This window comes from Alcaligenes faecalis (assembly GCF_041521385.1).
Lineage (GTDB): Bacteria > Pseudomonadota > Gammaproteobacteria > Burkholderiales > Burkholderiaceae_B > Alcaligenes > Alcaligenes faecalis_E.
In genome coordinates this window covers 3,921,024-3,947,954 of sequence record NZ_CP168006.1, presented here as the reverse complement: position 1 = coordinate 3,947,954, position 26,931 = coordinate 3,921,024, and the positions used below count along the sequence as shown (strand labels likewise).

At 57.0% G+C, this 26,931-nt stretch carries 22 protein-coding genes; 11 read left to right on the top strand and 11 right to left on the bottom strand.

Annotated elements, in window-relative coordinates; translation table 11 throughout:
* Nucleotides 1-3: 3 nt before the first annotated feature.
* The 10 genes from ACDI13_RS17240 to ACDI13_RS17195 form a co-directional block, all read right to left on the bottom strand.
* Entirely contained in the window at nucleotides 4-1,185 is a 1,182-nt protein-coding gene (locus ACDI13_RS17240; RefSeq protein WP_316990065.1) for a YgeY family selenium metabolism-linked hydrolase, read from the bottom strand.
* A complete protein-coding gene (locus ACDI13_RS17235; RefSeq protein WP_094196614.1) occupies nucleotides 1,176-2,111 on the bottom strand; it encodes an N-carbamoyl-D-amino-acid hydrolase in 936 nt (311 codons plus the stop codon). The genes ACDI13_RS17240 and ACDI13_RS17235 overlap by 10 nt, the downstream gene beginning before the upstream one ends.
* 119 nt (nucleotides 2,112-2,230) lie before the next feature.
* On the bottom strand, nucleotides 2,231-3,874 hold the full coding sequence (locus ACDI13_RS17230; protein ID WP_316990064.1) for an ABC transporter ATP-binding protein: 1,644 nt from the start codon (nucleotides 3,872-3,874) through the stop codon (nucleotides 2,231-2,233).
* 24 nt (nucleotides 3,875-3,898) lie between these two features.
* A complete protein-coding gene (locus ACDI13_RS17225; RefSeq protein WP_316990063.1) occupies nucleotides 3,899-4,738 on the bottom strand; it encodes an ABC transporter permease in 840 nt (279 codons plus the stop codon).
* Between the two features lie 27 nt (nucleotides 4,739-4,765).
* Nucleotides 4,766-5,707, bottom strand: coding sequence for an ABC transporter permease (locus ACDI13_RS17220; protein WP_316990062.1), 942 nt, complete (start codon nucleotides 5,705-5,707; stop codon nucleotides 4,766-4,768).
* A complete protein-coding gene (locus ACDI13_RS17215) occupies nucleotides 5,704-7,302 on the bottom strand; it encodes an ABC transporter substrate-binding protein (protein ID WP_316990061.1) in 1,599 nt (532 codons plus the stop codon). Before ACDI13_RS17215 ends, ACDI13_RS17220 begins: the two co-directional genes overlap by 4 nt.
* Nucleotides 7,303-7,379: 77 nt before the next feature.
* On the bottom strand, nucleotides 7,380-8,624 hold the full coding sequence (locus ACDI13_RS17210) for a Zn-dependent hydrolase (RefSeq protein ID WP_316990060.1): 1,245 nt from the start codon (nucleotides 8,622-8,624) through the stop codon (nucleotides 7,380-7,382).
* Complete coding sequence (locus tag ACDI13_RS17205) at nucleotides 8,621-9,868, bottom strand: diaminopropionate ammonia-lyase (protein WP_210939751.1); 1,248 nt, start codon at nucleotides 9,866-9,868, stop codon at nucleotides 8,621-8,623. The genes ACDI13_RS17210 and ACDI13_RS17205 overlap by 4 nt, the downstream gene beginning before the upstream one ends.
* A gap of 21 nt (nucleotides 9,869-9,889) precedes the next feature.
* Entirely contained in the window at nucleotides 9,890-10,735 is an 846-nt protein-coding gene (locus ACDI13_RS17200; protein ID WP_051316192.1) for a MurR/RpiR family transcriptional regulator, read from the bottom strand.
* A gap of 488 nt (nucleotides 10,736-11,223) precedes the next feature.
* Nucleotides 11,224-11,598, bottom strand: coding sequence for a hypothetical protein (locus ACDI13_RS17195; RefSeq protein WP_254499298.1), 375 nt, complete (start codon nucleotides 11,596-11,598; stop codon nucleotides 11,224-11,226).
* A gap of 249 nt (nucleotides 11,599-11,847) precedes the next feature.
* Between ACDI13_RS17195 and ACDI13_RS17190 the strand changes: the two genes are divergently transcribed.
* Nucleotides 11,848-14,013, top strand: a complete 2,166-nt coding sequence (locus ACDI13_RS17190) for a hypothetical protein (protein WP_316990059.1) — start codon at nucleotides 11,848-11,850, stop codon at nucleotides 14,011-14,013.
* On the top strand, nucleotides 14,010-14,960 hold the full coding sequence (locus ACDI13_RS17185; RefSeq protein WP_316990058.1) for a hypothetical protein: 951 nt from the start codon (nucleotides 14,010-14,012) through the stop codon (nucleotides 14,958-14,960). The genes ACDI13_RS17190 and ACDI13_RS17185 overlap by 4 nt, the downstream gene beginning before the upstream one ends.
* 283 nt (nucleotides 14,961-15,243) lie before the next feature.
* Here the strand turns inward: ACDI13_RS17185 and ACDI13_RS17180 are convergent, their stop codons facing one another.
* Nucleotides 15,244-15,411: a hypothetical protein gene (locus tag ACDI13_RS17180; RefSeq protein WP_316990057.1), complete on the bottom strand. Its 168-nt coding sequence runs from the start codon at nucleotides 15,409-15,411 to the stop codon at nucleotides 15,244-15,246.
* A gap of 851 nt (nucleotides 15,412-16,262) precedes the next feature.
* Between ACDI13_RS17180 and pgaA the strand changes: the two genes are divergently transcribed.
* From pgaA to ACDI13_RS17135, 9 genes are all read left to right on the top strand, one after another.
* On the top strand, nucleotides 16,263-18,641 hold the full coding sequence (pgaA, locus tag ACDI13_RS17175) for a poly-beta-1,6 N-acetyl-D-glucosamine export porin PgaA (RefSeq protein ID WP_372372531.1): 2,379 nt from the start codon (nucleotides 16,263-16,265) through the stop codon (nucleotides 18,639-18,641).
* 12 nt (nucleotides 18,642-18,653) lie between these two features.
* On the top strand, nucleotides 18,654-20,675 hold the full coding sequence (gene pgaB, locus ACDI13_RS17170) for a poly-beta-1,6-N-acetyl-D-glucosamine N-deacetylase PgaB (protein ID WP_316990055.1): 2,022 nt from the start codon (nucleotides 18,654-18,656) through the stop codon (nucleotides 20,673-20,675).
* Nucleotides 20,668-21,996, top strand: a complete 1,329-nt coding sequence (gene pgaC, locus ACDI13_RS17165) for a poly-beta-1,6-N-acetyl-D-glucosamine synthase (protein WP_316990054.1) — start codon at nucleotides 20,668-20,670, stop codon at nucleotides 21,994-21,996. The genes pgaB and pgaC overlap by 8 nt, the downstream gene beginning before the upstream one ends.
* Nucleotides 21,993-22,526 carry a poly-beta-1,6-N-acetyl-D-glucosamine biosynthesis protein PgaD gene (gene pgaD, locus ACDI13_RS17160; RefSeq protein WP_316990053.1) on the top strand — a complete coding sequence of 178 codons (534 nt, stop codon included), beginning with the start codon at nucleotides 21,993-21,995 and terminating at the stop codon, nucleotides 22,524-22,526. Before pgaC ends, pgaD begins: the two co-directional genes overlap by 4 nt.
* A gap of 136 nt (nucleotides 22,527-22,662) precedes the next feature.
* Nucleotides 22,663-23,148, top strand: a complete 486-nt coding sequence (locus ACDI13_RS17155; RefSeq protein ID WP_316990052.1) for a curli production assembly/transport protein CsgE — start codon at nucleotides 22,663-22,665, stop codon at nucleotides 23,146-23,148.
* A 15-nt stretch (nucleotides 23,149-23,163) separates the two neighbouring features.
* Nucleotides 23,164-23,598 (top strand): curli assembly protein CsgF, encoded by a 435-nt coding sequence (locus ACDI13_RS17150; RefSeq protein WP_316990051.1) that lies wholly within the window; start codon nucleotides 23,164-23,166, stop codon nucleotides 23,596-23,598.
* Nucleotides 23,595-24,563, top strand: coding sequence for a CsgG/HfaB family protein (locus ACDI13_RS17145; protein WP_316990050.1), 969 nt, complete (start codon nucleotides 23,595-23,597; stop codon nucleotides 24,561-24,563). Before ACDI13_RS17150 ends, ACDI13_RS17145 begins: the two co-directional genes overlap by 4 nt.
* An 89-nt stretch (nucleotides 24,564-24,652) precedes the next feature.
* Nucleotides 24,653-25,762, top strand: a complete 1,110-nt coding sequence (locus tag ACDI13_RS17140; protein WP_316990049.1) for a curlin-associated protein — start codon at nucleotides 24,653-24,655, stop codon at nucleotides 25,760-25,762.
* A gap of 388 nt (nucleotides 25,763-26,150) precedes the next feature.
* A complete protein-coding gene (locus ACDI13_RS17135; RefSeq protein WP_316990048.1) occupies nucleotides 26,151-26,915 on the top strand; it encodes a response regulator transcription factor in 765 nt (254 codons plus the stop codon).
* The last annotated feature ends 16 nt before the right edge of the window (nucleotides 26,916-26,931 follow it).

Below are 26,931 nucleotides of genomic sequence, written 5' to 3'. Positions count from 1 at the left end.
CTCTTACGCTTGTCCCGCCAGTTGAAGGCAAAGCTGTTCGTAAATGTCCTTGGCCCCCAAAACATCGTCGATCGCTACCGACTCATCCGCCGTATGTGCCTGTGCTTCCTCGCCCGGTCCCAAGCCGATAGTGGGAATGCCACGTCGCCCGGCAGATTCGGACCCATTGGTGCAAAACCACCAGGTATCCATTTCCACCACACGCCCGGCTTGCTGAACCGCTTGCACCATGGCTTGGGCCAAGGGTGCGGACTCATCCAGCCGCCAGGCGGGCAAGTCCCGCTCCGGGCTGGCCTGCTGACCTGTATACGTTTGTACCTGACTGTCCACCAGCTCCAGCGAAAAGCCCTCCACGCCTGCGGCTTGCAAGCATTGCTCCATTTGTTTCAACACCGATTCGCTGCTTTCACCGACCAGCGTGCGTCGATCAAAACGGACGGTGACAGAAGAAGGAATCAAGGAAATGGACGGGTGCGGGTCAGAAATAATGTCGGTTGGCACCAGCAAGGCTTGGCCCACTTGGGCATCCTTGGGCAAATCCAGCGTCTGCAACGCAGAAATCGCCTTGGCTGCCGCCTGAATGGGATTCATCCCCAGATGCGGCAAGGCCGCATGGGCTGGACGGCCTTGCAGACGCAACAGAATCTCCTGCCGCCCTTTCTGCCCAACCATGATGCGCAAACGCGAGGGCTCACAAATCACCACGGCACCCGGCGTGCATTGTTCCAGAGCATGAGACAAGGCATAGCCTTCGATCACTTCCTCCATCACACTGGCAGACACGGCAATACGCTGTTTCAAGGCCCCGCTACGAGCCGCTGCCGCCGCGCCACACAGAGCAGCGGCCAAGCCTGCCTTCATATCACTGGTGCCGCGCCCATACATGCGGCCATCCTTGATCTGCGCCCCAAAAGGCTCAACCGTCCAGGTTCCGGCGATAGGCACCACATCCATATGGGCATCGAACAACAAGGCCAGCGGAGCCTGGGCCGGGCCTACAAAGCCCAGCACCGACCCCTTGCCGTCCACGCTGATCTGGTCAAAACCCAACTCCCGCATGACTTGCTGCACAAAGTCCGCCATGGCCTGCTCTTGCCCGGACAAGCTGGGAATGCGCACAAAGGCTTGCGTCAGACTGACCGCATCCCAGGCCAGGTCCATTTTTGTATGTTCGTTCACGCCCATGGCACCACCGCTCCACGTTGCGAGCTGATCAGGCCATACGCTTCTGGCCGACGATGACGCTCAAAGTTGAAGGTCGTACTCTTGTAGGAATGGCACAGATCCAGATCGCAACGGGCAATCGCCAGCTCGTCCCCCTTGGTCGAGCAAGCCGCAACAATCTCGCCAGACGGCGCAATGATGGCGCTGCCGCCAATCATCTCAATGCCCTCTTCGCTACCCGCCTTGGCCACACCCACCACCCAGGTGCCGTTCTGATAGGCCCCGGCCTGCATCACCAGATGGTTATGGAACATGGACAGATCGTCGTGCTCGGGTGCGGGCGGATTATGAACCGGCGTGTTGTAGCCCAGCATAACCATTTCCACGCCCTTCAAACCCATGACGCGATAGGTTTCCGACCAGCGGCGGTCGTTGCACAAGGCCATGCCCATCACGCCCCCGAAGGCCGACCACACACCGAACTCGTGTCCGGGCTCGAAATAGTACTTCTCCAGATGCTGGAAAGCACGCCAGGGCTCGTCCTGGCCATGACCGGGCAAATGCACCTTGCGGTACTTGCCCACAATCGTGCCGGTTTTATCGACCAGAATGGATACGTTGAAGCGACGCTTTACGCCGTTTTCAATGACCAGCTCGGCATAGCCCAGGTAGAAACCGATCTGCAATTTGGCAGCAGCATCAAACAGGGGCTGGGTGTCCGGCCCCGGCATCTGGGTTTCATAAAAACAATCAAAATCAGAAATATCCTCGCTGAACCAGCGCGGGAAAAACGTGGTCAGTGCCAGCTCGGGAAACACCACCACATCAACATCCATTTTTTTGGCCTGATGCAAATGGGCCAGCAAGCGGTCAACCACTTGTTTTTTAGTTTCGCTGCGCGCGATAGGGCCCAACTGAGCCGCTGCGACATTGACAAACCTGGACATGAGATTTGAACTCCATCAACCATTAAGATCCGCCCTGGGCGGGATTCGATACGCCCTGCCGCACTCCAGCAGCAGGATTTAGCTCTGCACAATCAACACAGCCCCAACAGCCGTGTTAATCAGGCATAAGCACAAAAATTCTGAAAATCCCAATGCACACCGGGTGCGGATTCCACCAGTTCACGGGTGTAAGCCTGGCTAGGCTGACTAATGACACGCCCTGGGTCCCCGGCCTCCACAATCCGGCCCTTTTGCATCACCACAATGCGGTCAGAAATCTGCGCGGCAACACGCAAGTCATGGGTAATGAACAGGATGGCAACGCCAGTTTTGCGCTTGATATCCACCAGCAACTTGAGCACCTGCTCTTGCACCAGCACATCCAGCGCCGACACGGATTCGTCCGCAATCAATACATCCGGCTCCATCACAATGGCGCGGGCCAGACAAAGTCGCTGCCGTTGGCCGCCCGAGAACTGATGCGGATAGCGTTCCAGCACATCCGCGTCCAGGCCCACAATGGACAAGACCTCGGTCACGCGTTCGATAGCGACTTTGGGATCAACGCCGATGTTGTGCATACCCTCTGTCAAAGACTGGCCAATCGTCACGCGAGGATTCAGCGAGCGATACGGGTCCTGAAACACAATCTGCACTTTGCGCCGCTGCGCCAGGCGGCGGTCCTTGCAGGCGGCGGGCAAGGTTTCACCGTTCAAGGTGATCTGCCCCGAGCTGGCTTCGACCAGACCAATAATGCAGCGCGCCAAAGTGGATTTGCCCGAGCCGGACTCCCCCACGACACCCAGCACTTCATCACGACGTATATCCAGATTGATGTCGCTGAGCGCGTGCATCTTGCGCCCCTTGGAGAACCAGCAGTCCGAGCCATAGACCTTGCCCAAACCACGGGCGCTCAGCACGACCTCGTTTTGCACTTCCTCTTTTGCAGGCGGATGCACATTGGGAACGGAAGCAATCAGGGAGCGGGTATAGGCTGCTTTGGGATTGGACAGAATCTGCTGACACGTGCCCATCTCCACACTATCGCCACGCTTCATCACCAGAATCCGGTCGGCAATATCCGCCACCACACCAAAGTCGTGCGTCACAAAAATGACCGAGGTGCCGCATTCGCTTTGCAGTTCCTTGATCAGACTCAGAATCTGCTTTTGCGTGGTCACATCCAGTGCCGTGGTGGGTTCATCCGCAATCAACAAACGTGGCTGCAGGATCAAGGCCATGGCAATCATGATGCGCTGGCGCTGACCGCCCGACAGCTCATGCGGATAGGCCATGAAAAGCTTTTCCGGCTCCGGCAAACGCACGCGCTCCAGCATATTGATCACACGTTGGCGACGCTCCAGCCGGGAGTTGTTCTTTTCGTGGATACGGATCACTTCGTCGATCTGTTCACCCACCCGCTGCACCGGATTCAGGGCGGTCATGGGCTCCTGAAACACCATGGACATGGCCGAAGCGCGCAAGGACAGCAAATGCTCCTTGTTCATGGTCAGCAGATTCTCGCCCATCAGCTCGATACTGCCCTGGCTGACACGCAAGGTATCGGGTGGCAGCAAGCCCATGATGGCAAAGGAACTCAAGGATTTGCCCGAGCCAGACTCGCCCACAATGCACAAGGTCTCGCCTGCATACACATCGAAGCAGAGCTTGTTCACCAACAGGCGGGGTTGAGCCGCTTTGGTTTCAATGCACAAGTCCTTCACCGACAAAACACAGTGGGGCTTGGTCGTAGAGGTATTCATTGTTATGTCTCCTGCCCTCGTCATTTACAGCCGTGTGACCAGCTTGGGATCCAGAGCATCGCGCAAAGCGTCGCCCAGGACGTTGATACTGAGAATGGTGATGGACAGCACAATGCCGGGGTACAGCACGATGCCGGGAATCAACTGAAAGTACAGGCGACCTTCGGCGATGATGTTGCCCCAGGAGGCCATCTCGGGAGGGATGCCCGCCCCCAGGAAACTCAAGATCGCTTCCAGCAGCACCGCCGAGGCAAACACATAAGTGCCCTGCACAATCAAGGGTGCGAAGGTGTTGGGGAACATATGGCGCGACAAGATCACGTAGGCCGAGGTCCCCACCGTCATGGCCGCTTCCACATACGGCTCGGAACGCACGCTAAGGATTACGCCCCGTACCAGCCGCGTCATGCGAGGAATCTCCGGGATGGCAATGGCGATCAGTACCGTGGTCAGGCTGGCACCGGACACCGACACCAGCGCAATGGCCAGCAAGATGCCAGGGATAGCCATCACCCCATCCATCACTCGCATGATGACCGCGTCCAGACGGCGGAAATAACCCGCCAGCGAACCCAGAATCACGCCAAAGAACACGCTGATGGCCAGGACACCGAACCCCACCATGAAGGACACTTGCGCCCCGTACACCACACGGGAATACAGGTCCCGGCCCAGTGCATCCGTCCCCAGCCAGAACTGCTCGGAAGGCGGTTGCAGACGCACGCTGGGGTCCAGCAGGGTGGGATCTTGCGTGCCCAGAAAGGGAGCAAAAATCGCCATGGCGGCCATCAGGATCAGGAACAGCAAGGCGGCACGGGCCGAATGGCTGGCGACCACTTTCTTCAATTTGTTGAGCTTTTGCATAGTGTTCTACCTGTAAAAAGCGAGGGCTCAATAATCGATACGGGGATCGACCAGCATGTAGGAGATATCAATCAGCAGATTCACCCCTACATACACCAGCGAAAACAGCACGATCAGGCTCTGAATCACCGTAAAGTCGCGGGACAGCACCGCATCCAGCACCAAACGTCCCAGCCCCGGAATGTTGAAGACCGATTCCGTTACCACCACTCCGCCGATCAGCATGGTGATGCTGATGCCGATAATCGTCAGGATGGGAACCGCCGCATTGCCCAGGGCGTGACGTGTCAGGACACGACGCTCATTCAGGCCCTTGGCACGGGCGGTGCGGATGTAATCCTCGTTCAAGGTGTCGATCACACTGGTGCGCACAATGCGGGTGATCAGGGCGATGTACACCGTGCCCAGGGACACCGCAGGCAGAATCAAATGCCGCAAGTGTTCCCACAGGCCTTCACTCAAGGGCTTGTAGCCCTGTACCGGCAACCAGCGCAGCTCCAGCGAGAACAGCAGGATCAACAAGTAAGCCACGATGAATACCGGCACGGAAAAGCCCGCCACCGACCCTGCCATCACCAAGCGATCCAGAGACTTGCCCCGATACCAGGCCGAGCACACCCCCAACGGAATGGAAATGGCCAGGGTGTAGGCCAGGGTCAGCAAGGTCAGCGAAACCGTAGGCCCCAGACGATCCAGCACCAGATCCTTGACCGGGCGGCTGGAGATCAGGGACGTGCCAAAGTCCCCTTGCACCATGCTGCCCAGCCATTGCACGAACTGCACCGGCACTGGCTGGTCCAGCCCCATCTGGTGACGGATTTCCGCGATCTGTGCATCTGTCGCGTTATCCCCCGCCACCAGCACCGCGGCATCGCCATGTGTCATGCGCAGGACCACAAAGATCACCAGCGCCACAATCAGCAATACCGGGATGGTGGCCAGTACGCGCTTGAAAATAAGCCCAATCATCGCTTCTCCACATTCCAGAAGACCGGAACCGGGGTTTGCAAAAAGCCATTCAGGTTCTTGCGCATGGCGCTGACCATCTTGAACTCGCCAAGGGGGACGATCACACCTTCATCCATGATGTGTTTTTGCAGGTCCGTAGCCAAACGACCCAGCTCGGACTCGCCACTGGCGCGGGCAAACTCCATGCGTGTCTTTTCAATGGCAGGAACATCCGGCCAGCCAAACCAGGCCTTGTCGCCGTTGGAGGCCACTGCCATGAAACTCAACGGATTGCTTACGTCCACCAGACCCGAATAGGTGGTGATGATGCTCCAGCCGCCCTCTTGCACAGGACGCTTGGACGTGCGGCGAGTCTGCACGGTTTGCCAGTCCATGGCTTCCACGTTGACGGTGAACCCGGCATTGCGCAGTTGCTGGGCAATCACCGGCACCACGGGCGAGGTCAGGAAGTCGGTGGGATGCAGCAAGACCACGGGCTCACCCTTGTAACCGGCCTGCTCCAGCAGTTTTTTCGCACCGGCGGCATCACCCTTGAAGTAGGCTTCAGAACCGGCTTGTGACGGGAATACGCTGCGGCAGCCAAACACCGCACCGCAGGTTTCAAAATAGTCCGGGTTGCCGACCTGCGCCTGCATCAAGGGCTTCTGGTTCAGCGCCATCATGGCGGCCTGCCGTACTTGCTTGTTATTGAATGGCGGCTGCAGGAAGTTAAAGCGCATCTCGGTCTGCGCGCCCCGCGCCGTGGAGGCATTCAGAACAATGTCCGACTCGTTTTGTAGCAAGGGCAAGAGGTCCAACTGAACCTGGTCGATCACATCAATCTCGCCACTGCGCAGCGCGTTCACCCCGGTCATGGCATCCGGCATGGCGACCCAACGCACACGGTCTACCTTGACCTGCTTGCCACCGGCCAAACCGCTGGCTGGCTCATTACGGGGTACGTAGTCCGGGTTTTTCTCGAACACAGCCTGCACACCTGGTCGATATTCCTTCTCCACAAAGCGGAATGGTCCCGAACCCACGGTAGAAGTAATTGCCTGGCTGACCGGCGTGCGTGCCACCTCCTTGGGCATGACGAACAAAGGCAAGGAGCTGGGCTTGCCCATGGCGCGCAAGGCAATATCGGTCGGGAAAGAGAACTGCATCACAAAGGAGCGATCATCCACGACCTCCATCTTGATCAGAAACTCCGTCATGATCTGTCCCATCTTGTCCAGCTGAATCCAGCGTTTGATGGACTCGACCGCATCTTCAGCCGTTACCGGCGAGCCATCATGCCAGCGCAGGTTTTCACGCAAGGTCATGGTGTAGGTCTGGCCGTCCTCAGACACTTTCCAGCCTTCCAGCATCTGGGGTTTGACCTGCCCCTGCGCATCTTCCGCCAACAAGGTGTCGTACACCATATAGCCGTAGTTACGCACAATGTAGGAGGTGGTAATGACTGGGTCCAGGGAACGCAAGGGCGCTTCCATTACGGCGGTCAGCGTGGTTTGAGCACTGACCGCCACGGGGGCAATAGCGGTAATGGCAAGGGTAGCCCAGACGGCGGCTAAGGCTTTGGCAGGACGCAAGCGGTCCTTAAGCAGGTTGCTCATGTTTTGTCTCTCCAGGTAGTTAAAAGCGGTCCGCCTTTGCTCTTGTGGCGGCGGTCCCGTCATCAGGGGTTTACTGCTTATTCACGGGCCAACTCCACCAAGGTCGATAGCAGAATCGAACATCCCGCTATCAGGTCTTTGTCGTGGGTAAACTCTGCCGGGTTGTGGCTCAGGCCACGCACACTCGGTACAAAAATCATGCCTGTGGGGCAGGAACGCGCCAGCATCTGCGCATCGTGTCCGGCACCGCTGGGCATGCGCTTGACCGAGCAGCCCAGATCCTTGGCGTGTTGCTCGACCTTGCTGATCAAGCGTTCATCAAACTGCACCGGATCAAAGCGGGCCAGATGGCGATGCTTGATCTGCACACCCTCACGCTCGGCCGCTTGTCGGGCGAAATCCAGCACTTCCTGCTCGGCCTGATCCAGGCTGACCTTGTCCACATTGCGCAAATCCACGGTAAACACGGCTTTGCTGGGGATCACATTGACCAGATTCGGAAACAGCTCGCAGCGCCCTACCGTGCCCAATTGCGGCGGGCCGTAGCGTTCAGTCAGTTGGCGCACAAAGCCGCCAATCTGCTGAGCCACCACACCGGCATCATGACGCAGGTGCATGGGGGTGGTGCCTGCGTGGTTGGATACGCCCTGCACCTCGAACTCCAACCAGCAAATCCCTTGCACGCCCGTCACGGCACCAATATCGATACTTTCATGCTCCAGAACCGGGCCCTGCTCAATATGCAGTTCCATATAGGCATGCACATCAGGTTGGCCGCAAGGCACGGAACCGGCGTAGCCAATACGCTCCAGGTTCTCGCGCACGGTGCTGCCATCAATGCCCACGGTGTCCAGCGCCTCTTGCAAGGACAAGCCACCTTGAAACACCAGACTGCCCATCATGTCCGGTGCAAAGCGCGCGCCCTCTTCATTGGTAAAGGCCACCACTTGCAAGGGACGATCCAACTGCACATCGGCATCATTCAAACTGGCCACCACTTCCAGTCCAGCCAGCACACCCAGATTGCCGTCGTAGCGTCCGCCGGTACGCACGGTATCAATATGCGAGCCCGTCATGACCGGCGCCACATCCAGGCGGCCAGCGCGTGTCCCGATAATGTTGCCGATCTGATCGATCTCCACACGCATGCCCAGATCACGCATCCAGCTGACCACCTGATCGCGGCCCGCCTTGTCCTCGTCCGTCAGAGCCAGACGGCAGACGCCGCCCCCGTCGATCGCACCAATCTGCGCCAACTGCGCAATACGCTGCAGCAGGCGTTCGCCATTAATGGCTAAACAAGTGCTGGCTGGGCTGTTCATACCGGCTCCTGAGCCAGCACTTCTTTGGCGCTCATCCCGACAATGCGCTGATACAGCTCTGCATCGGTATCGCCTTCGCTGGCAAAAAATAGAATTTGGCTGTTTTCATCAATGCCCAAAGCTTGACGCCAGTCCGCTTGCTCGCACGCAGCCATGCAAGCGGCCACACCGGCCACAGCAGACTCACCCGCCACAATCGGCGCATCACCTTTATCAGCACGGGCCAGACGGCGCATGGTTTGCAAGGCGGCATCGTCTTCCAGCGTCATATAGGCATAGGTACCGGGGTCCAGAATTTCCCAGGCCAGCAAGGAGATTTCGCCGCAAGCCAGACCGGCCATCACCGTATTCAAATCGCCGGTGACCGTAACGGGTTTACCTTGCACAGCACTTTGGAACAGGCAATCGGCCTTATTAGGCTCAACCACAATCAGACGAGGACGCTGGGCACCCAGACGCTCCCACATATGAGCGCACACCGCTGCCGCCAAACCACCCACACCACCTTGAATAAAGACGTGGCTGACAGGTTTGCCCGAACCGATCTGGTCCAGGGCTTCCTGCACCATGACGGTGTAGCCCTGCATCACATCCTTGGGCACATCCATATAGCCAGGGTAGGACGTATCGGACACCACAAAATAACCATGCTCTTTGGCATCTTCAGCGGCCTGGCGAACCGAGTCATCGTAATTGCCGGGCACGCGTACCACCTTGGCCCCGTAAGAGGCAATGGCCTGCTCACGACCGGTACTGACGTGTTCGTGGATATAGATCACACACTGGCAACCGGCATTCTTCGCCCCCCAGGCCACCGAACGGCCATGATTGCCATCGGTCGCGCAAGTCACAGTCAAGCCAGCAATAAAGTCCTTGTAGGCAGGGTTTTTCAGATCATCCAGCGTCAAGTTGGGATTGCCGGTATGGGCTTGCAGCTGGCGCAGTAGTAAACGGTTGACTGCATAAGCACCACCCAAAGCCTTGAAGCTGCCCAAACCAAAACGACCGGCCTCATCCTTGTAGTACACCCCGCCCACCTTCATCTGCGCGGCCAGACCGGGCAAATGACGCAAAGGGGTAGGCGCGTAACCGGGCCACTGCACAATGCTGGCCTGAGCCTGCTCGAAGGCGGCTACCGACAAAATCGATTGCAAGGAAGCGTCATATTCCTGGCTGTCCTGAACGCAACGAGGGTTCAGATACAGTTGCACCGCGCCTTGCTCCCGAACGGCATGTTTGTTCATGTCTGCTCCACTTTTATGGGTTTAATTATTGGACTTCAAGTCCTGAAAACTGCGATGGATGGATTCAATCTTCTGCAACTTGCGCGCCACCTGCGTCTCGGCCTGCAGGGCCACACGGCTGACCAGATAATTGATCAGGCTGAGCGTGCCGGTATGCGAGTCAAACAAGTACTCCCCGCGTGTCGCCACCGTGAACGCGATGTCTTGCGAACGCAGCAAGGAACTTTCCAGACCATCCGTCAAAAAAGCCATCTGTACCGACTCGCCCCGCAGATGCTCCACCAGGGAAGGCAAAAGCACCGAGCGGCGACGAAAATCCATCACCAATGCCAGATCCCCTGCTTCCACATCAGCCAGTTGTTCGGTCAGATGGGCCACCGTGCCCACCGCCAGATGCACATCCGGGCGCAGCTGCTGCAGTAAAGAGTGGGCGTAGCACGCCAGGATCTGGCCATTGCGGAAACCAAACACCCAGATGCGCCGTGCTTTCAGAGCGGCTTGGGTGAACTTATCCAGATGCTGTTCAGTGATGTTCTGGAAGGTGGTGGAAATGTTCTGTACGTCTGCATTGATAAACGGCGTCATATCGGCCTGAATACCGCTGCTGGACATGGAGTGCAGACGCTTGAAGGGAGCGCCGTCACCCATTTGCTCACGGGCCGTGACCCGGAATTCGTTAAAACCGTTAAAACCCAAACGCCGGAAAAAGCGCACCGCGGTAGCCGCCGATACACCTGCTTTCTCGGCCAACTCCTGGGCAGAGTAAGTCGCCAGCTGCCCCATATGAGACAGGACCACATCGGCCAAGCGCCGCTCCGCACTGGGCAGGACATCGAGAATATCCAGGATCGAATCTTTGATGACCATGACACAACCTAAAATTGAAATTTGTTTTTCACATAATACTTAATAAAATTTTAATTTCAATTATGGATGCGATGATTTGGCTCCGTATTTACCCTTGGGGATAGGAAAAAAGGAAGACCCGGGCGGGCTAGCCTTGGCAAATAATGGCTTTAAATAAGGTCTTCACAGAGAAACAAGGGATAAACCCTTGCTTGAATACATTTCTACATCCTGACGATGAAAGCACAAAGCCCATGATGAAATTTAAATTTCATCATGGGCTTTGGTAAGAGAAATTTCAGTAAAGAGCCGCCTGCAGAAGCCACAAAACACTTATTCAGTGGGCCTATTCTGCGGGCAGCAAAGACAAACAGCGCGTGCACCCCAATTCCAGCCACTCATCGGCCTGTGCATCAACACAATCAGCAGCAACTGGCAGTGAGGCAATGCTTGGCCACAAAAGGCTAACGCTTAAGAGAGGCGGTAATCCCCCCCATTTTTAACGATCGTTAAAAATGAGGGGGATTACCCGACGACAAGTACTGAGACAGCTCACGCCACTCCTTGGCAAAGTAATAGCGCAGGAAACGCTGTTGGGCATGCCAGCGCACCCGTCTGAACAGACCGGCACCGGCACGAGCCTGGCGATGCGCCACAATATCGCGCCAGAGTTGGTCGGGTTCAAACCCGGTCCAGATCGAAGGGATGGGGGCAAGCGCATTGGAATAGCAAACCGGCGCCACCCACTCGAACAAAGCCCTTTCTACATGGTGTACCGAAAAGTACTTGGCCACGTTCGCAATAGCCTGGTAATTAACCGGCCTGTCTACAAACAATTCCGACAAGGCTTCACACAACGCCTTATCGCTTGGCTGATCACTCAAGATGTAACCCCTTCTCTCCAGCCATTTCAATTTGAATTAAACCAGTCTATTTCTTGAATTGGTCTCTACAAAACACTATGGTAATGCGCGTTAACAAACTGACTGTGCAAGGGAATTGTTTTGCGTTTTGCCATTACTGCGACGTTAACCGTCTTGATGTTTGCCGGATGCTCTCCTGACGGGCCTGGTTCCAAGCTTACTTTTCACCCCGTTGACGGTGACGAACGGCGTTATCAGGTATATACCGACATGACGGTGAATGTTCAGCGTGGTACACGCGATCTTTCCGAGAGCATGTCCATCAAAATGCTCATGCATTACGGTGTAGAGGACAAGTCCTCCACCTACAAGCTGAATATTAGCCCCGAATACATGCGCCTTAACTTCAAACATGGCGGCATGAGCAGTTTTGAACAAAGCGGCTATGGCGAAGACGAGCTGCGTACTGCCCTGAAAGACGGCTACACCTTAACCGTTGACAAAGAAAGCAATCAACTGGTCGATGTCACGCTCAATACCGCCAGCCAGAAACTGAAAGCCGAGCTCAAAACCACGCTGGATCACTTGCTGAATGATCAGTTATCTCGCCCAGGCCTCATGCATCAATTAGCGGTGAAAAAGGGATCCTCGCAAATCATTAAAGGCCAAAACGGTCTTCCTGACATACGCATGACCGTCAAGGATTTTGACTCAGATGTCGTGACGCTCGCCATTACCGATACGGGGCAAGACGAACGTGCCAATCCGCAAACCCGTATTTTTGGCTATGCCGTGATAGAGCGTCAGACAGGTTGGCTGGTACGTCAGGCAGTCATCATGCATGTCCCCTTACCCCCCGAACTGCGCGACAAGGGAACGTTTAGGATTGTGTCCGCGATTTACCCCGAAAGCTGGCGCTTTAATCATGATCTGCAGTTTCTAGAAAACGCAGAGGGGTACGAGTTGCTCACGCAGGACGAAACAGACCCGCCCGTCCCCGCCCTGTCGTCCTCCGCGCAAGCCATGCTCAATACGCAAGGTGTGCTGGACACGTACGACCAGCGTTTCCTGCTGCACTATGCCCATCCCGGACTGGCCCCCTACATGGTCGGTGAAATAAGGGCCAGCCACATTGCTGCTTACGATGAAAACAATCAGGCCTTGGCTATCCCTTTCAAGGCTGCCGGCGCCTTCCAACACCCTGGCCTGGACCATGATGATGCCGAAACCAGTCTTGAGATCTTACCTCTAGGTTGGGATCAGACTGCCCAGGCTCTGGAAAAACTGCAATACATCGAAGCGACGCTCAACTACCACAACACGGAGCATATTCAGGTCGATGTGCCGATCAAGCCCAAAGGCTCACACGTCGAGCTTGAAGGGGCCAAGGCCATCTTGCAACCCACCGATAATCCTTATGAGTTTCTGATCCAACTAATACCAGGTGAGACCGGCTATTTTTTCCCTGATGTGACCAAGGTCGATGAAGGGGAGTTACGCTACCCACATGACCAGACTGCAGCGGACTGGCTAAGCCTAGGCGAAAAACGCTTACTGGCCATTGTGTTGCAAGGACACCTGCCCCAAGAGCTCAACGTCAAATTTCTCGATACCTTGCCTGCCTCCGTTGGGTTGACCTACCGAAACTACGCGCCCGAGCCTATTGAAAGCAAGACAGTACGTTTTTATGATTTGAATCAGGCGCGTCCCGAAAACGTATCTGCTCCCATCACCACACGGCAGTTGTTCGACCCTTATCAACAAAACGATGAGTTCAAAACTGCCACACTCGAGAACTTGGCCCCCTTTAGCACCGATGCCCCAGACCTCTACGTCACACTGAGCCCCGAGCAAGCGGAACTTTGCACACTGAAAGAAACCAGTGGGCTGACGGAACACGGCACGCCCTTACATTTTGCGCCCCCTCCCACCGCTGACAATACAAGCTATGGCACAACGCAGCGAATGCCGCAGCAGTATATCTATCAACTGCAAACCACCGATCAGGCGCGCCTCTACTTTTACGGCCTTAAGGCACACATCGAGCTCACGTGCCAGGGGACGCCCGCTTGGCAACCACTACCACTCGATTTGCCTGAACTCAGTGTGCAAGTGTCCGCAGCAGCACTGTTGGGTGAGAGTTGGGAGGAGCAGGCTCGCGTACTCCCTGTGGAACGTTTTTTACGCCAGTACCGCTTCCTCGATCAACAGGACAGGGTGTTGGCCATCACCCTCCCCCGGTCCACGCCTGCGACCGACAGTTCTCTGGACGGCAAACTGTTGGATTACGTGGATGAGTCCGCTCATATCCAGATTATGGGTATCGTCAACCGTGTCGAAAAACTAGAGGCAACGGGTACCCCCATTACAAAGACCTGGCAACATCAATTCAAACCACTTCCCGATTTCAAGGCACTTGAAGGGGCCATCCAATGAGTTTCAACACGAGACTGGCCCCCACTCTGGGCTCCATCACACTGACTGCACTTATGCTTGTCGCCTTGCCCGGCCACGCCGCCACAAGCGAAAGCAAACACATCAAGACCGACTACGGTTTGGCAGAACAGGAAAAGTGGTTCCACGAAACCGGTGAGCTGCATATTGTTCAGCTCACCTCCGTGGATAAGCGTTGGCAACTGCACGAAGCCTACAACCCCCAAGGAACCTTGATCGAACGCTCTGAGCGCCTGGATAATCAGCGGCACGGCCTATTTGTGCGACAAGCGTATGACTCCCTTGAGCACACATCCTATCGGCATGGCAAACGCCATGGCCCCTACCACAGCTACGATCAGGCTGGCGAGCCCCTGTCTAGCGGTCACTACACCAACGACCTGCGGACAGGAAAATGGGTCAGCAACAATTCATGGGGTCGAATCATAAGCCACTACAACCAGCAAGGTATGCTGCACGGCCAGCAAACGGAGTTCGACGCCAATGGACAGTTGTTGAAGCAGTCAAACTATAAAAATGGGATGCTCCATGGCGAATTCATCCGTTATGAGAACGGTCAACTTGCAGAAAAGGGACACTACCAAAACGACCAACGAGAAGGCGAATGGATAGAAACCTACCCCTTGTCCACCCGCTATCAAGGCCAGTACTGCAACGGCTATCAGGTCGGGGTATGGCACGGTTACTCGCAGCAGGGCTATTTGGTGGCCATTTCCCCTTTTGACAATGAAGGGAACTACCATGGCGTCCAGGTCGTTTTCCACGATAGCGGCGCCTTATCGGAAATCAGCCAATATCGCCATGGCAAGCGTCATGGCACACAATGGAAGTACCTGTTCGGCGCCCCCTATCGCCTGGAGAAATATCAGGACGGAAAACGCCTGGAGGCCCGCGACCAAGGCGAGTTTGAGTACACCGAATTTCCCTAGGCGCCTACCTTCACATCCAGCAACGCACCGTCCCGTGGTCCAGACGGTACTGGGCAGCTAAGGACCGCTCCCCTATCTGCGTTGATCAATACGTCTGTGCAATTTCTAGCTTGAATACTTCTGTGTACTTCGCCATGTAAAACACCCCAAAGCTTGGATGGGTATCCAACTTTTGGGGTGCAGTTCAATTTTTCAACAGGCGGACATTTTTGTGTGTGGAAATGCTTAACTCTTCCAGCATCCGCCGTTGAAGCCTTGCCAGGTACCAAGCTGTCGCCAGAAATTAACCCGAATGTGCACGCTTGCCGGGATTTTTCTTGCTGCGGGTATGCGCACCGCGCTCCTGGCTAACACGTTGCCCCCGGAATTTCGTGCTAAGGTTCACGCCCTTGGGGGTGGCAGGAGGGGGAGTACGCTTACGATCGGCTTCAGTAACAATTTTGGTGCCCATGGAAATCTCTCCGGTTTGGTTAAATTTACTCTTGTTTCACATTCGCTCGGTTCATCTTGGCAACAGGAACTAGGCAGGCGGATGCCCGACAATCCCTGAATGTACATAGGCACGCCTGAAAGATCGAATCACCACGGATAACCTGTCAGCCACGCTAGCATAGCAGGCATTGGCCCAAGCGGCTCCATAACCATGAACGCTATCGCAAAGCACGAGGTAGGGTTGCAGCAGTAGGCCCTACCCTTTCAAAGCACAAGCCGTATGTGCTTTTCCATACAAGGGGAACCAATCGCGAAATAAATGCCTCTGGTGGGCTACTAGGTGACGAGCGGCCCAACCGTGAGGGGATTTGTATCAATGTCCAGCCAATGCCGGTTTCAGCCCAGTGCGAGTACATGACTTAACGCACACATTTGGGCGACGGCTGCGTGCTGCGGGAACGCATTTGGCAAACAGGCAAGTTCTGCTGGATCACACGAATGGGGCAATCACAACCGACTATGCAGCCGCTGATTTGTCCAGACTGCTGAATAAAGCCCCAACCCTGTTTGTTCTGTTGTGCAAGCTTTTTCTTAAGAAGCATTTAGCTTAGGCCGAGTGGCTTACTACAAAAAACCAAGTGGTTTACATCAAAAGGCCAATTACTGCCAGACGCCCAGACTCCTAGGATACCCCTTATACCCCTTCTGACCGCGCAGTAACGAACAGTGGGCAGAAGTATGTACAAATAACAAGGGGGAAGAAACGTGTCCAGGCGATCGATAAAAAGACGTGCTCTGCAAAACGTCGGCCTCTTTCCAGCCAGAACCTCGGTTCTGCGCCGGTTCTGGCTGGATTCCTTTACCCTGCTGGTGCTGTCCGCGTGTAGCACTAGTCTGCATGCTGCCTCCTACGAGGATTGGATCAAACAGGCACGCCAAGGCCAATACCAGTCCGCCATCATCGGCTTGCAGCAGTACCGGCAACAGCATCCGCAAGAGGCACGTGTCCAGCTTGATCTGATGCGCATTCATGCCTGGGCAAGCCAGCCGCACGAGGTCATCCGTCTGTACGAAAGCTGGCCGACCAAGCAGCCTTTGCCGGCCGATGTCTTGCTGCTGACAGCACGCGCCTATAAAGATGCGCGCCAATGGACACCGGCCCAAAATCTGTATCGGGAAGGAATGCGGCGCTTTCCGCGGCAAGCCGCCTTCACCATGGGCCTGTGCATGAGCCTGGCCGATGCCGGACTGACCGCCCAGGCCTTGAGCTGCGCCCAGCAACTGCAGCCGGCCACACGCCAAAACACCACCTACCTGCTGACGCGCAGCTACATTTACCGTGCTGCCGGCCAGAACTACGAAGCCCTGCGCGTCAGCCAGGATGCTTTGGCCGCCCAGCCCAACAAAACCGATGTCATCCGGGATTATGACCAATCTCTGCATGCCGCCGGCCTACACCGCCAGGCAATGGAATGGCAAACACAACATCCCGGCATCTTCTCGAACGCAGACCAGGCTGACCGTCAAGCCGACTATGCCGCTGAATTGACCCGGCTGTCGCCCCAGCCCACACGCACATTGCCCGAACGCTTTTTGATCGCCAACCGAGCCATCATGCTGCAAGACAAGCTGGCTGACAGCGCCAGCTTTCTGGGCAATCCCGCATTCGCCCGTCGCATCCGTGGTGATCGCCTGATTGCCGTGGACGCACGCGAAGACGCCCCCGCTACCGTGGACATCGACCCAGCTCGGCAGGCCCAGTACCCCGACTATGCCTACGCCTCGCTGGCCTCGATGCAACTGCGCGCCCGTCACCCCGAACAAGCCGTATCCAGCTACGAGCGGGCGCTGGCCGAACCCTCGCTGGACGAAAAAACACGCACGCGCTATCAAACCGGATTGGCCTTTTCCTTGCTGGAGTCTGGCCACGAGGATCAGGCACTGGCGCTGGCTGAGCGCATGGAACAAGACACACCCGCCACCCGTCGGCTGCGCGGCAATCCGATACCGCAGCCCAATCCAGGGTATACCGACGCCCTGATCTTGAAAAATTCGCTCTACACCTATACGGGCCTGCTCAAGGACGCGCGCGAAAATCTGGCCAAGGCCAGCGCACAGGCACCGAGTAACGTCAACCTACGCGTGCCGTTGGCCGATGCCCAGCGCATATCGGGCATGCCACGGGCGGCGGAACGCAATCTGAAGATTGCCGAAACCTACGCACCGCGCCAAGAAGACGTCATCATCAGCCAGGCTCAGACCGCCCTGGACCTGCACGAATACCGCCAGGCCGAAGAGCTCTTGGCGTATGCCAAAAAGCACTACCCCACCAATATACGGGTCGCGGAACTGGAAAAAGACTGGCAGTCCTACCGCAAGAACGAACTGATCCTGCGCAGCGGCTTTGAAACCAGCAACGGCGGTGATGTCTCGGGCAATGACGGTATTCGCACCGAGGCGCAATGGTACAGCGCCCCCATCAACTACCACTGGCGCGCCACCGCAGTGGCCGGTCATCTGGATACCAGCGACGAACTTGGCCACAACGTGAACTGGCAGGGAGCCGGCCTGGAATATCGCGGCCGCGACTGGCAATCACAGTTGACGATCAACAACCAGAACTGGGGTCAAGGCAACAAGATGGGAGCCAGCCTGCAGGCCGATCACGCGCTGAGCGATCACTGGAGCATCGGCGGCACCCTGGACTATCGCACCCTGGATATTCCGAACCGTGCCCTGGCCGCAGACATCACGGCCAATCAGGGACAAGTGCGGCTGCGCTGGCAAAACGGCCCCGAGCAGTGGGTGCAAGCCGCCTACACCGCGACAAAATTCTCTGACGACAACGTACGTCAGAGCCTGCAGATCACAGGCAACCAACGCATCTACACCGGCCCGCGCATCAAGGCCGACGCCCGGCTGGAACTATGGGCTTCCGGCAACAAAGACGAAGACAAACCCTACTACAGCCCACAACGCGAATACATGGCGGTGCCGGCCCTGCGCTTGGAACACCTGATCTATCAGCATTACGACGAGCGTCTGACCCAGGCGCTGACACTGGGCGTGGGCATACATCACCAAAGCGGCTATGGCAGGGCTGCCGTCGGTTCCGTCGCCTACGAACTGAACTACCAGCACGACCGCAATCTGGAAGTCGGCCTGCGCCTGCAGGCCCTGTCCCGCCCCTATGACGGCCAGCGCGAACAACAGTACAGCGGCATGGTTGAACTCAAGATCAAATTCTAAGCGGCCACGACAATGAGCACACCAATCCTGACCCTTCTGATATTGGCCTTCAGCGCCATTTTATCCGCCTGCAGCGTCAGCCCGCCGGCCCTGTATGTGTCGCCCGAACAGCGTCGCCTCGAACAGCAAGAGCAACCCTGGCGCAATGACGAGCTGATCATCATCGCCTATCACGACGTGGAGGACCACGATCCTAACCAGGCGTACCTGAGCGTCAGTACCGAGCACCTGCGTCAGCAGTTTTCCTGGCTACAGGAAAACAACTATGTGCCAGTCAGCGTGGAGCAAATTCTACGCGCCCGCCAAGGTATGGAGCCTCTGCCTGAAAAGGCGGTGCTACTGTCGTTTGACGACGGTTACCAAAGTTTCTATACCCGCGTGTTCCCGCTACTCAAAGCCTACCACTGGCCTGCACTGCTGGCCCCGGTCGGAAAATGGCTGGACACGCCTGAGAACGAAAAAGTGGACTTCGGCGGTCTTCCCACCGAGCGTTCGCGCTTTTTGCACTGGGCACAGGTCAACGAAATGGCCCACTCCGGTTTGGTGGAAATCGGTGCGCACACTCAAAACATGCATTACGGAGCCATCGCCAACCCACAAGGCAATCTCCAGCCGGTGGCCGCTGCACATCGCTACCTGACCGATCAGAAACGTTACGAGACCGATGCCGAGTACACCACCCGCTTTCGCGAGGATGTGCGCGCCATCAGTGCCCGCGTCAAACAGCACGCTGGCAAAACGCCGCGCGTCTGGGTCTGGCCCTATGGCCGGATCAGCGGCCTGGGCCTGCAAATTCTGGAGCAAGAAGGCTATCAAATGGCCCTGACGCTGACCGACGGTGTGGCCAACGTCCACGACCTGATGAATATGCCGCGCTATCTGGTGGATAACGACCCGGACCTCAGCACCTTTGCAGGCTTTATCACCGCCCGTGAAGATCGTCAGGCCGAACGCGTGGTGCATGTGGATCTGGATTATGTGTACGACCCCGATCCGGTGCAGATGGAACGCAACTTGGGGGCCCTGGTGCAACGCATCGCAGACCTGAAACCACGTAGTGTCTATTTGCAAGCCTTCGCCGACCCTGCCGGCGATGGCCTGGTGCGCTCGGTCTACTTCCCCAACCGCCACCTGCCCATGCGCGCCGACCTGTTCAACCGCACGGCCTGGCAATTAAGTTCGCGCGCCCACGTCAATGTCTTTGCATGGATGCCCGTGCTGGCCATCGAGACATCCGAGCCGGCGCAATACGTGCTGCAATGGCATGCCGACGGCAGCCCGCCTTCCCTATCCACACAAGGCTACCGCCGCCTGTCCCCCTTTGACCTGCGCACCCGCCAGATAATGGGCGATCTGTACGAAGACCTGGGGCGCAGCGCCATCTTCTCGGGTGTCGTATTCCATGACGATGCCACGCTGAGCGACTTTGAAGATGCCTCGCCCGCCGCCCTGGACGCCTACGAAAAAGCTGGCTTTGGCAGGGACATAGGGGCGATACGAGCCAATCCCGAGCAATTTGAACGCTGGACGCGCTTTAAATCGCAAGCCCTGATCGACTTGACCCAGGAACTGGCTGATCGGGTGCGCAAGCAGCGCGGCCCGCAGCTCAGCACGGCCCGCAATATGTATGCCCTACCGGTTCTGCAGCCCCAGAGCGAACAGTGGTTCGCGCAGAACCTGAACGATTTTCTGCAAGCCTACGACTGGACTGCCGTGATGGCCATGCCCCGCATGGAAAACATCCACGATCAGCATGCCGTGACCTGGCTGAACGCGCTGGTCGACAAGGTGGCCAGCCACCCAGAAGGCCTGCGCCGCACCGTGTTCGAAGTGCAATCCGTAGATTGGCTCGGCCAAGGTCAGCCATCCCGTCCACTGGATTCCAAACTGGTGGCCGGCTGGCTCAATGCACTGAAGGCAAGAGGGGCACGACATGTCGGCTATTACCCAGACGACTTTGTCAACAATCAGCCCAAGATGAACGTGATTCGTCCGGAAATCACGATTGACTGGTATCCAACGAAAAATGATTGAACGACTGATCGCCCTATTGGCCCTGTGCCTGATCGTCGGTATTCCCCTGGGAATCACCGTCGCCCTGACCAGCCACCTACTGCTCTACTTCATCTTCATGTACCCGCTGTTCATGTCGGGCATATGGATAGGCGGTGGCTTGATCTTCTGGTTCCAGCATGAACGCCGCTGGGCCTATAAACCACACGCCCCTCCTGAACTGGAAGGCATGCCGCTGGTCAGTATCCTGATCCCCTGCTTTAACGAACAGGCCAACGCTCGCCATACCATCCTATCCGCGCTGAACCAGGTCTATCCCAACATCGAAGTCATCGCCATCAACGACGGCTCCAGCGACCACACCGCCCAAGTGCTCAATGCACTGAGCGAGGAGCACGACAAGCTGCGCGTCATCCACCTGGCCCAGAACCAGGGCAAGGCACTGGCCCTGCGCATGGGAGCGATGAGCGCCAGCGGCGATTACTTCGTGTGTATAGACGGGGATGCCTACCTGGATCCGGAAGGCGTCAATTACCTGGTCGCCCCCATGCTGCGCAACCCGGAAGTCGGTGCCACGACCGGCAATCCGCGCATCCGCACGCGCTCCACCCTGATCGGCCGCATCCAGGTGGGCGAGTTCTCCTCGATCATCGGGCTGATCAAGCGCACGCAGCGCGTCTACGGAAAGATCTTCACCATTTCCGGCGTGATCGCAGGCTTTCGTCGCCAGGCCCTGGACGAAGTGGACTACTGGAGTCTGGACATGATCACCGAGGACATCGATGTGACCTGGAAGTTACAGCTGGCCGGCTGGCAGGTGTTCTATGAGCCGCGCGCCCTGTGCTGGGTATTGATGCCCGAAACACTGAAAGGCCTGTTCAAGCAGCGTTTGCGCTGGGCTCAGGGTGGTGCGGAAACCTTCCTGAAATATACCCCGCAAGTCCTGCGCTGGGAAAACCGCAGCATGTGGCCCCTGACCCTGGAATACCTGTGTTCAACCTTATGGAGCTTCGCCCTGGGCGTGGCAGTACTGGTCTGGGCGCTTGGACAAGTGCTGCACTTGCCTGCCGCCACCCAGATCAACGGCCTGTTCCCGCCCTCGTTCACCGGTATGGTGCTGGCCGGCATGTGCCTGCTGCAGTTCGCCGTCAGCATCTGGATCGACCGTCGCTACGAGCCCGATCTGCCCCTGTCGATGTTCTGGATCATCTGGTACCCATTTGTCTACTGGTTGATCAATTTTTTAACCACGCTGTGGAGTTTCCCCATGGTCATGCTGCGCCTGCGTCGCAACCGCGCCCGCTGGAGCAGCCCCGACCGGGGTATCAAGGAGCTGTCATGATCATCACGACTCAACGCCATCCCGTCACTCGCTGGATAGACCGTCTATTGACCATCGCCGGTTGGTTCGCCTTTAGTTACCTGATCGCCAAAGGCTTGCTCCTGTTGATCGGTCACACCATGGACAAAGCCGGCTACGAACAAATAGACCCGATCTTCCCCACCCTGAGCACCTTTCTGTTCTACGGGGCGGTTCTGCTGACCAACGGCTTGCTGCTGCTGGCCTGGTCACGCTGGCGGCGACAGCAGCGCCAGCAGCGCCATCTGCGCCAGGCTCTGTACCGCCAACGCAGCCGCTCGCATCGCGCCAAGCAGACACCCCTGCCGCACTTTGACCACGAACAGATCGATACCGTGCGCCACAGCCGCATCGTCGTCCTCTACAACGCCCAGGACGGCGCGGTACAGCATGTACATGCCGCCGATCCGTTGCCCATGCAGCAGACAACTGGCACTCACGACGGAAAGCCGCTGGCCCCGCTGATCTTTCGTCCGCGCGTCTACCCCAAACAGCCTACGCCGAATCAGTAGTACCAACGCACAACCACCCTGCGCAAGGGCAAACAGCCTAGGAAATGCGGCTCATGTAAATGCAGATGACCGTCTCTACCATAGTCAGTAACGCCGATGTATCAAGCCGTAAGGCGAAGGAACAACAGGTGCTGCAATGACAAAACCATACCAACAAGGGGCCGTGCTGCTGGCAATGCTGTGTGTCATGGGCAGTGCCGCCGCACAACCGGGCAGAGACACCGGCAAACCCAAACCAGCCAACTTCATGGAAGCCATCCGGCAGGCTGAAGTGGTTCGCAAAAACCTGTTTGACGACCCGCTCTCGGGCATCGTCATCAACCGCACCGTAACGGTGCAAGGACAAGACTTCTATCGCTACTTCAGCAATCGCTGGCGCGAGCTGAGCGGAGCCAGCTCCTTCACCCTAACGGTGGTGGAGCGCCCGTCGGCCCGCTGGGGCAGCGAAATCTGGGTTGAATACCGCCGCCAGCGCATGTACCACGCTTTTCTCACGCCCGCGCGCTCCGGCACAAAGAAGGCCAGTGAGCGGGCCGTGGATCTGGTTCTGGAAAACGTCAGTAAAAGCGAAATCGAACGCGTACTCATCAACAACCCGGACCTTGCTCCGGACGAACTTTAATAAGAGAGACATAACGTGAAGACTTTCCTGCCCCTTGCCTCCGCTCTGCTGACCGGTGCGCTATTTGCCCCCGTCCATGCGACCGAACTGATCTATACCCCCGTCAATCCGAACTTCGGCGGCAGCCCGCTCAATGGGCAATGGCTGCTGAACTCGGCCCAGGTCACCAACAAGCACACAGACCCCGACGCCGAAGACCTGGGCTCGTCCTTTGAGCAGCGCACACCCTTTCAGGACTTCAACGATCAGTTGGAACGCTCGGTACTCAGCCGTCTGGCCTCGGCCGCGTCCTCGCAGTTTGTGGACAGTAACGGCAAATTTGTACCCGGCACGTTCGAGACTGGCAGCTTTACTGTCAGCGTCGTCGATATCGGCGGCGGAGCACTGACGATCACCACCACGGACCGGATCACCGGCGCCTCCACTACTTTCCGGGTGATTCAACCATGACGAGCACATTGACCATCCTGAACGCGCGCCCAACGCGCCTGCTAAGCGTGCTGGCCCTGACCTCGACCCTGGCCGCCTGCGCCATGCCCTCCACCCCGGCCGATGTCAAAAGCTCTGCCTATCTGACGCCTCCCTCGCCAGCCACGCACGATCTGCTGGAGCTGCCTGCGCCCGCCCAGCGCCTGACCGTGGCCGTCTACGGGTTTCGTGACCAGACCGGCCAATACAAGCCCAATCCGGACAGCTCCTTTTCCACCTCCGTCACCCAGGGAGCCGCCGCCCTGCTGGTCAAAGCCTTGCGTGACTCGCGCTGGTTCACTCCGGTCGAGCGCGAAAGCCTGCAGGAACTGCTGACCGAGCGGCGTATCGTGCGCGCCCTGGACGGATCACAGGAAAACGGCCAGCGCACCTCTATCAACATCCCGCCGCTGGCCCCGGCCGAAATCATGATGGATGGAGGCATCATCTCCTATGAAAGCAATGTGCGCACAGGCGGCGCGGGCGCACGCTTTCTGGGCGTCGGCCTGTCTACCCAGTATCGGGTCGACCAAGTCACCGTCAACCTGCGCGCCATCGATGTACGCACCGGCAACATTTTGCAAAGCGTGTCCACCACCAAGACCATCTTTTCCTACGAAGTTCGGCCCAGCGTCTACAAGTTCGTGAACTTCAAAGACCTGCTGGAAATCGAGGCCGGCGTAACCAACAACGAACCGGCCCAGCTCTCGGTCAAAGAAGCCATTGAATCGGCGGTGGTGCATCTGATCGTGCAAGGCATGAAGGAAGGCCAATGGAGGTTGAAAAACGAGGCCGACCGTAACAACCCCATCGTGCAGAACTACCTCAAACAAAACGAAACCTACCGGAGCCTGCGCACCCAGGCCTCTGCAGCCGATCCCGGGACCATGCAGCCCAATGAAGCCACAAGCAATGCGGTGCAAACCGCTCCGGTCACCGGCAGTTGAACACGAGCAGACAGCGCGGTGGTTCCGAGAAGACCGGCCACCGCTCTTTTTCCAAACAACGGTCTTCGACATGCACTGAGGAGAAGTATATGAACGGCAAACTGTCCACATTAGCTATGGCCCTGGGCACCGCGCTGGCACTGCCCACACTGGCGCTGGCTGACAACGCCACCGTAACGCAGACCGGCAGCTTCAACAAAGGCGTCGTTCTTCAAAGCCACAACATCAACGCCAACGCGACCATCGACGTGAAGGGAGACCGTAACGACGATTACATCAATCAGTGGGATAACGGTACGGTTCGCACCACCGTGAAGGTCATCAACGGCAACGACAACAAGGCTGTAGTGGAACAAAGTCGCAGCGGCGGCAACGCCACGATCACCATCACGCAGTCGCGCAATCGCAACGACGCCTTTGCCAGCCAATGGCAGGCAAACGGATCACAAATCGGCATCAAGCAAGTACGCTCGGACAATCAAGCAGTTGTGGAACAAGTCCGCAGTACCGGTGACCAAGCCTGGGTAAACCAAACGGGGCAAATGGGCGACGCCTATGTCAATCAATACCGAACCCGTGACGCACTGGCTGTCATCAACGACAGCGGCGCGCGCAACGACTCGGTCATCGAACAGAACAACAGCAGCAATGTCAACGCCTTCATTACCCAATCGGGGTACAAAGGAGATGCGTATATCAATCAATACAAAAGTACGGGCTCAACTGCCAGCATCACCGACAGCGGCAAGTACGACAAAGGCGTGATCGATCAGTGGAATGTCTCCAACTCGAACGCCTCCGTCGTCCAGGGTGGTGGCCACAAAAATGATGCCACCATCAGCCAAACCGGCACGTGGTGGGGCAATTCAGATCGCCTGCACGCCAGTATTGTCCAGAGCGGCTCGCATAACAAAGCCGTTACGGAACAGACGGGCTACAGCAACGACAGCAACATCATCCAAAGCGGCCTGGGCAACGACGCCTACAACTCCCAAGCAGGTATCGGCAACGACTCCTACATCAGCCAGGGTGGCGGCTACAACAAGGCCGTGGTCACCCAGGTCGGTTTCAACCTGGACTCGTCGGTTATGCAGAACGGTTGGGGCAACCGCGCCCAAGTGGTGCAAAGCGGCCTGAACCACAACAGCACCGTTACCCAAACGGGTAATTTCAACAATGCGTATGTCAACCAACATTAACCGGCTTATTTAAGCTACCTGTCAGCGGCGGTATGTTATATAGTAGTCGCCGCTGACAACACCCAAGCCATTGATATGAAAAAGATTTAAGGGTTATGGAGCGTAGGAGTAACCCCAGTTTATAAAGCTTTCCAGATACCTAATCCGAGCTTTTTGGCACAGTTTGGCGTTTAAATAATCAAGTTTAAACAAATCCAAACAATCATTAACAATTTCACATAATTCGTCAGCCCTGAATATGGTTCGTCACCTGATAATTAGGCTGCGCAACCGCGATACAGAAACGAAAACACCCATAACGACCAAGAACAATGACACAAGCAATCCAACAAAAGGCTTATTCAACGTAATGACATAGAGCCTATAGACGCTGCTAGGGAGACATAAAATGACAACAATTATCGTCATGGAACCACACACCTTATTCAGGTTGGGTATCGTACGGCTGCTGGCAGACACCCTGCCCAGTGCGGAGCTGCTCAGCATGGATTACGAGTCAATGGAAACAGGTCTGCAGACACGGCGTTGTGAGCTGCTACTCTTGTCAGTACCATCCGCCGAGGCCTGTCTGAAGCTGCTGGCTGATGCACACCGCAGTCTGCAACCCAGCGCCGTACTCTTGATGGCCGAATCCTACTACGAGTTGCCTGCACTTCAGGACATGCCTGCCGGCGTCATGGGGCATTTGCTCAAGACCGCCACACCGGAGTTGATGGCGGCTTCCATCAATCTGGTATTGGCCGGTGGCTCCTGTTTTCCATCGCCTGTGCCCCAGCGTCCAACGACGACAATGGCCACGTCTATAACGAAGCCATCGAGTCCCTCGCCTTTTCCGGCGCAGCCCGACAATCTGATTACTTCCTACGAACCCGTACGCTGGCCGCCCGCCAATCCAGAAACTGAGCATCTTGACGAAGCACGGTTGTTGGGCCTGACGCCGCGCCAGTACGAGGTGCTGGTGCTATTGGCGCGCGGCATGACCATCAAGGGCGTGGCCCGGCAATTGAATATTTCGTCGGCTACGGCCAAGGCGCATGCCGAAACCCTGTATATGCGAATGAACGTACACAACCGCAACGAGGCCGTCTATCACGCGGTCTCCAAAGGGGCCAGGCTAGGGATGCCCAACACCCCTATCGAAAAAGCCTGCTAATCGCAGGCTTTTTCAG

Coding starts and splice junctions, on each gene's coding strand:
- ACDI13_RS17240 (WP_316990065.1), bottom strand. CDS start 1,185: ATGGGCGTGAACGAACATACAAAAATGGACCTGGCCTGGGATGCGGTC.
- ACDI13_RS17235 (WP_094196614.1), bottom strand. CDS start 2,111: ATGTCCAGGTTTGTCAATGTCGCAGCGGCTCAGTTGGGCCCTATCGCG.
- ACDI13_RS17230 (WP_316990064.1), bottom strand. CDS start 3,874: ATGAATACCTCTACGACCAAGCCCCACTGTGTTTTGTCGGTGAAGGAC.
- ACDI13_RS17225 (WP_316990063.1), bottom strand. CDS start 4,738: ATGCAAAAGCTCAACAAATTGAAGAAAGTGGTCGCCAGCCATTCGGCC.
- ACDI13_RS17220 (WP_316990062.1), bottom strand. CDS start 5,707: ATGATTGGGCTTATTTTCAAGCGCGTACTGGCCACCATCCCGGTATTG.
- ACDI13_RS17215 (WP_316990061.1), bottom strand. CDS start 7,302: ATGAGCAACCTGCTTAAGGACCGCTTGCGTCCTGCCAAAGCCTTAGCC.
- ACDI13_RS17210 (WP_316990060.1), bottom strand. CDS start 8,624: ATGAACAGCCCAGCCAGCACTTGTTTAGCCATTAATGGCGAACGCCTG.
- ACDI13_RS17205 (WP_210939751.1), bottom strand. CDS start 9,868: ATGAACAAACATGCCGTTCGGGAGCAAGGCGCGGTGCAACTGTATCTG.
- ACDI13_RS17200 (WP_051316192.1), bottom strand. CDS start 10,735: ATGGTCATCAAAGATTCGATCCTGGATATTCTCGATGTCCTGCCCAGT.
- ACDI13_RS17190 (WP_316990059.1), top strand. CDS start 11,848: ATGACGGTGAATGTTCAGCGTGGTACACGCGATCTTTCCGAGAGCATG.
- ACDI13_RS17185 (WP_316990058.1), top strand. CDS start 14,010: ATGAGTTTCAACACGAGACTGGCCCCCACTCTGGGCTCCATCACACTG.
- ACDI13_RS17180 (WP_316990057.1), bottom strand. CDS start 15,411: ATGGGCACCAAAATTGTTACTGAAGCCGATCGTAAGCGTACTCCCCCT.
- pgaB (WP_316990055.1), top strand. CDS start 18,654: ATGAGCACACCAATCCTGACCCTTCTGATATTGGCCTTCAGCGCCATT.
- pgaC (WP_316990054.1), top strand. CDS start 20,668: ATGATTGAACGACTGATCGCCCTATTGGCCCTGTGCCTGATCGTCGGT.
- pgaD (WP_316990053.1), top strand. CDS start 21,993: ATGATCATCACGACTCAACGCCATCCCGTCACTCGCTGGATAGACCGT.
- ACDI13_RS17155 (WP_316990052.1), top strand. CDS start 22,663: ATGACAAAACCATACCAACAAGGGGCCGTGCTGCTGGCAATGCTGTGT.
- ACDI13_RS17145 (WP_316990050.1), top strand. CDS start 23,595: ATGACGAGCACATTGACCATCCTGAACGCGCGCCCAACGCGCCTGCTA.
- ACDI13_RS17140 (WP_316990049.1), top strand. CDS start 24,653: ATGAACGGCAAACTGTCCACATTAGCTATGGCCCTGGGCACCGCGCTG.
- ACDI13_RS17135 (WP_316990048.1), top strand. CDS start 26,151: ATGACAACAATTATCGTCATGGAACCACACACCTTATTCAGGTTGGGT.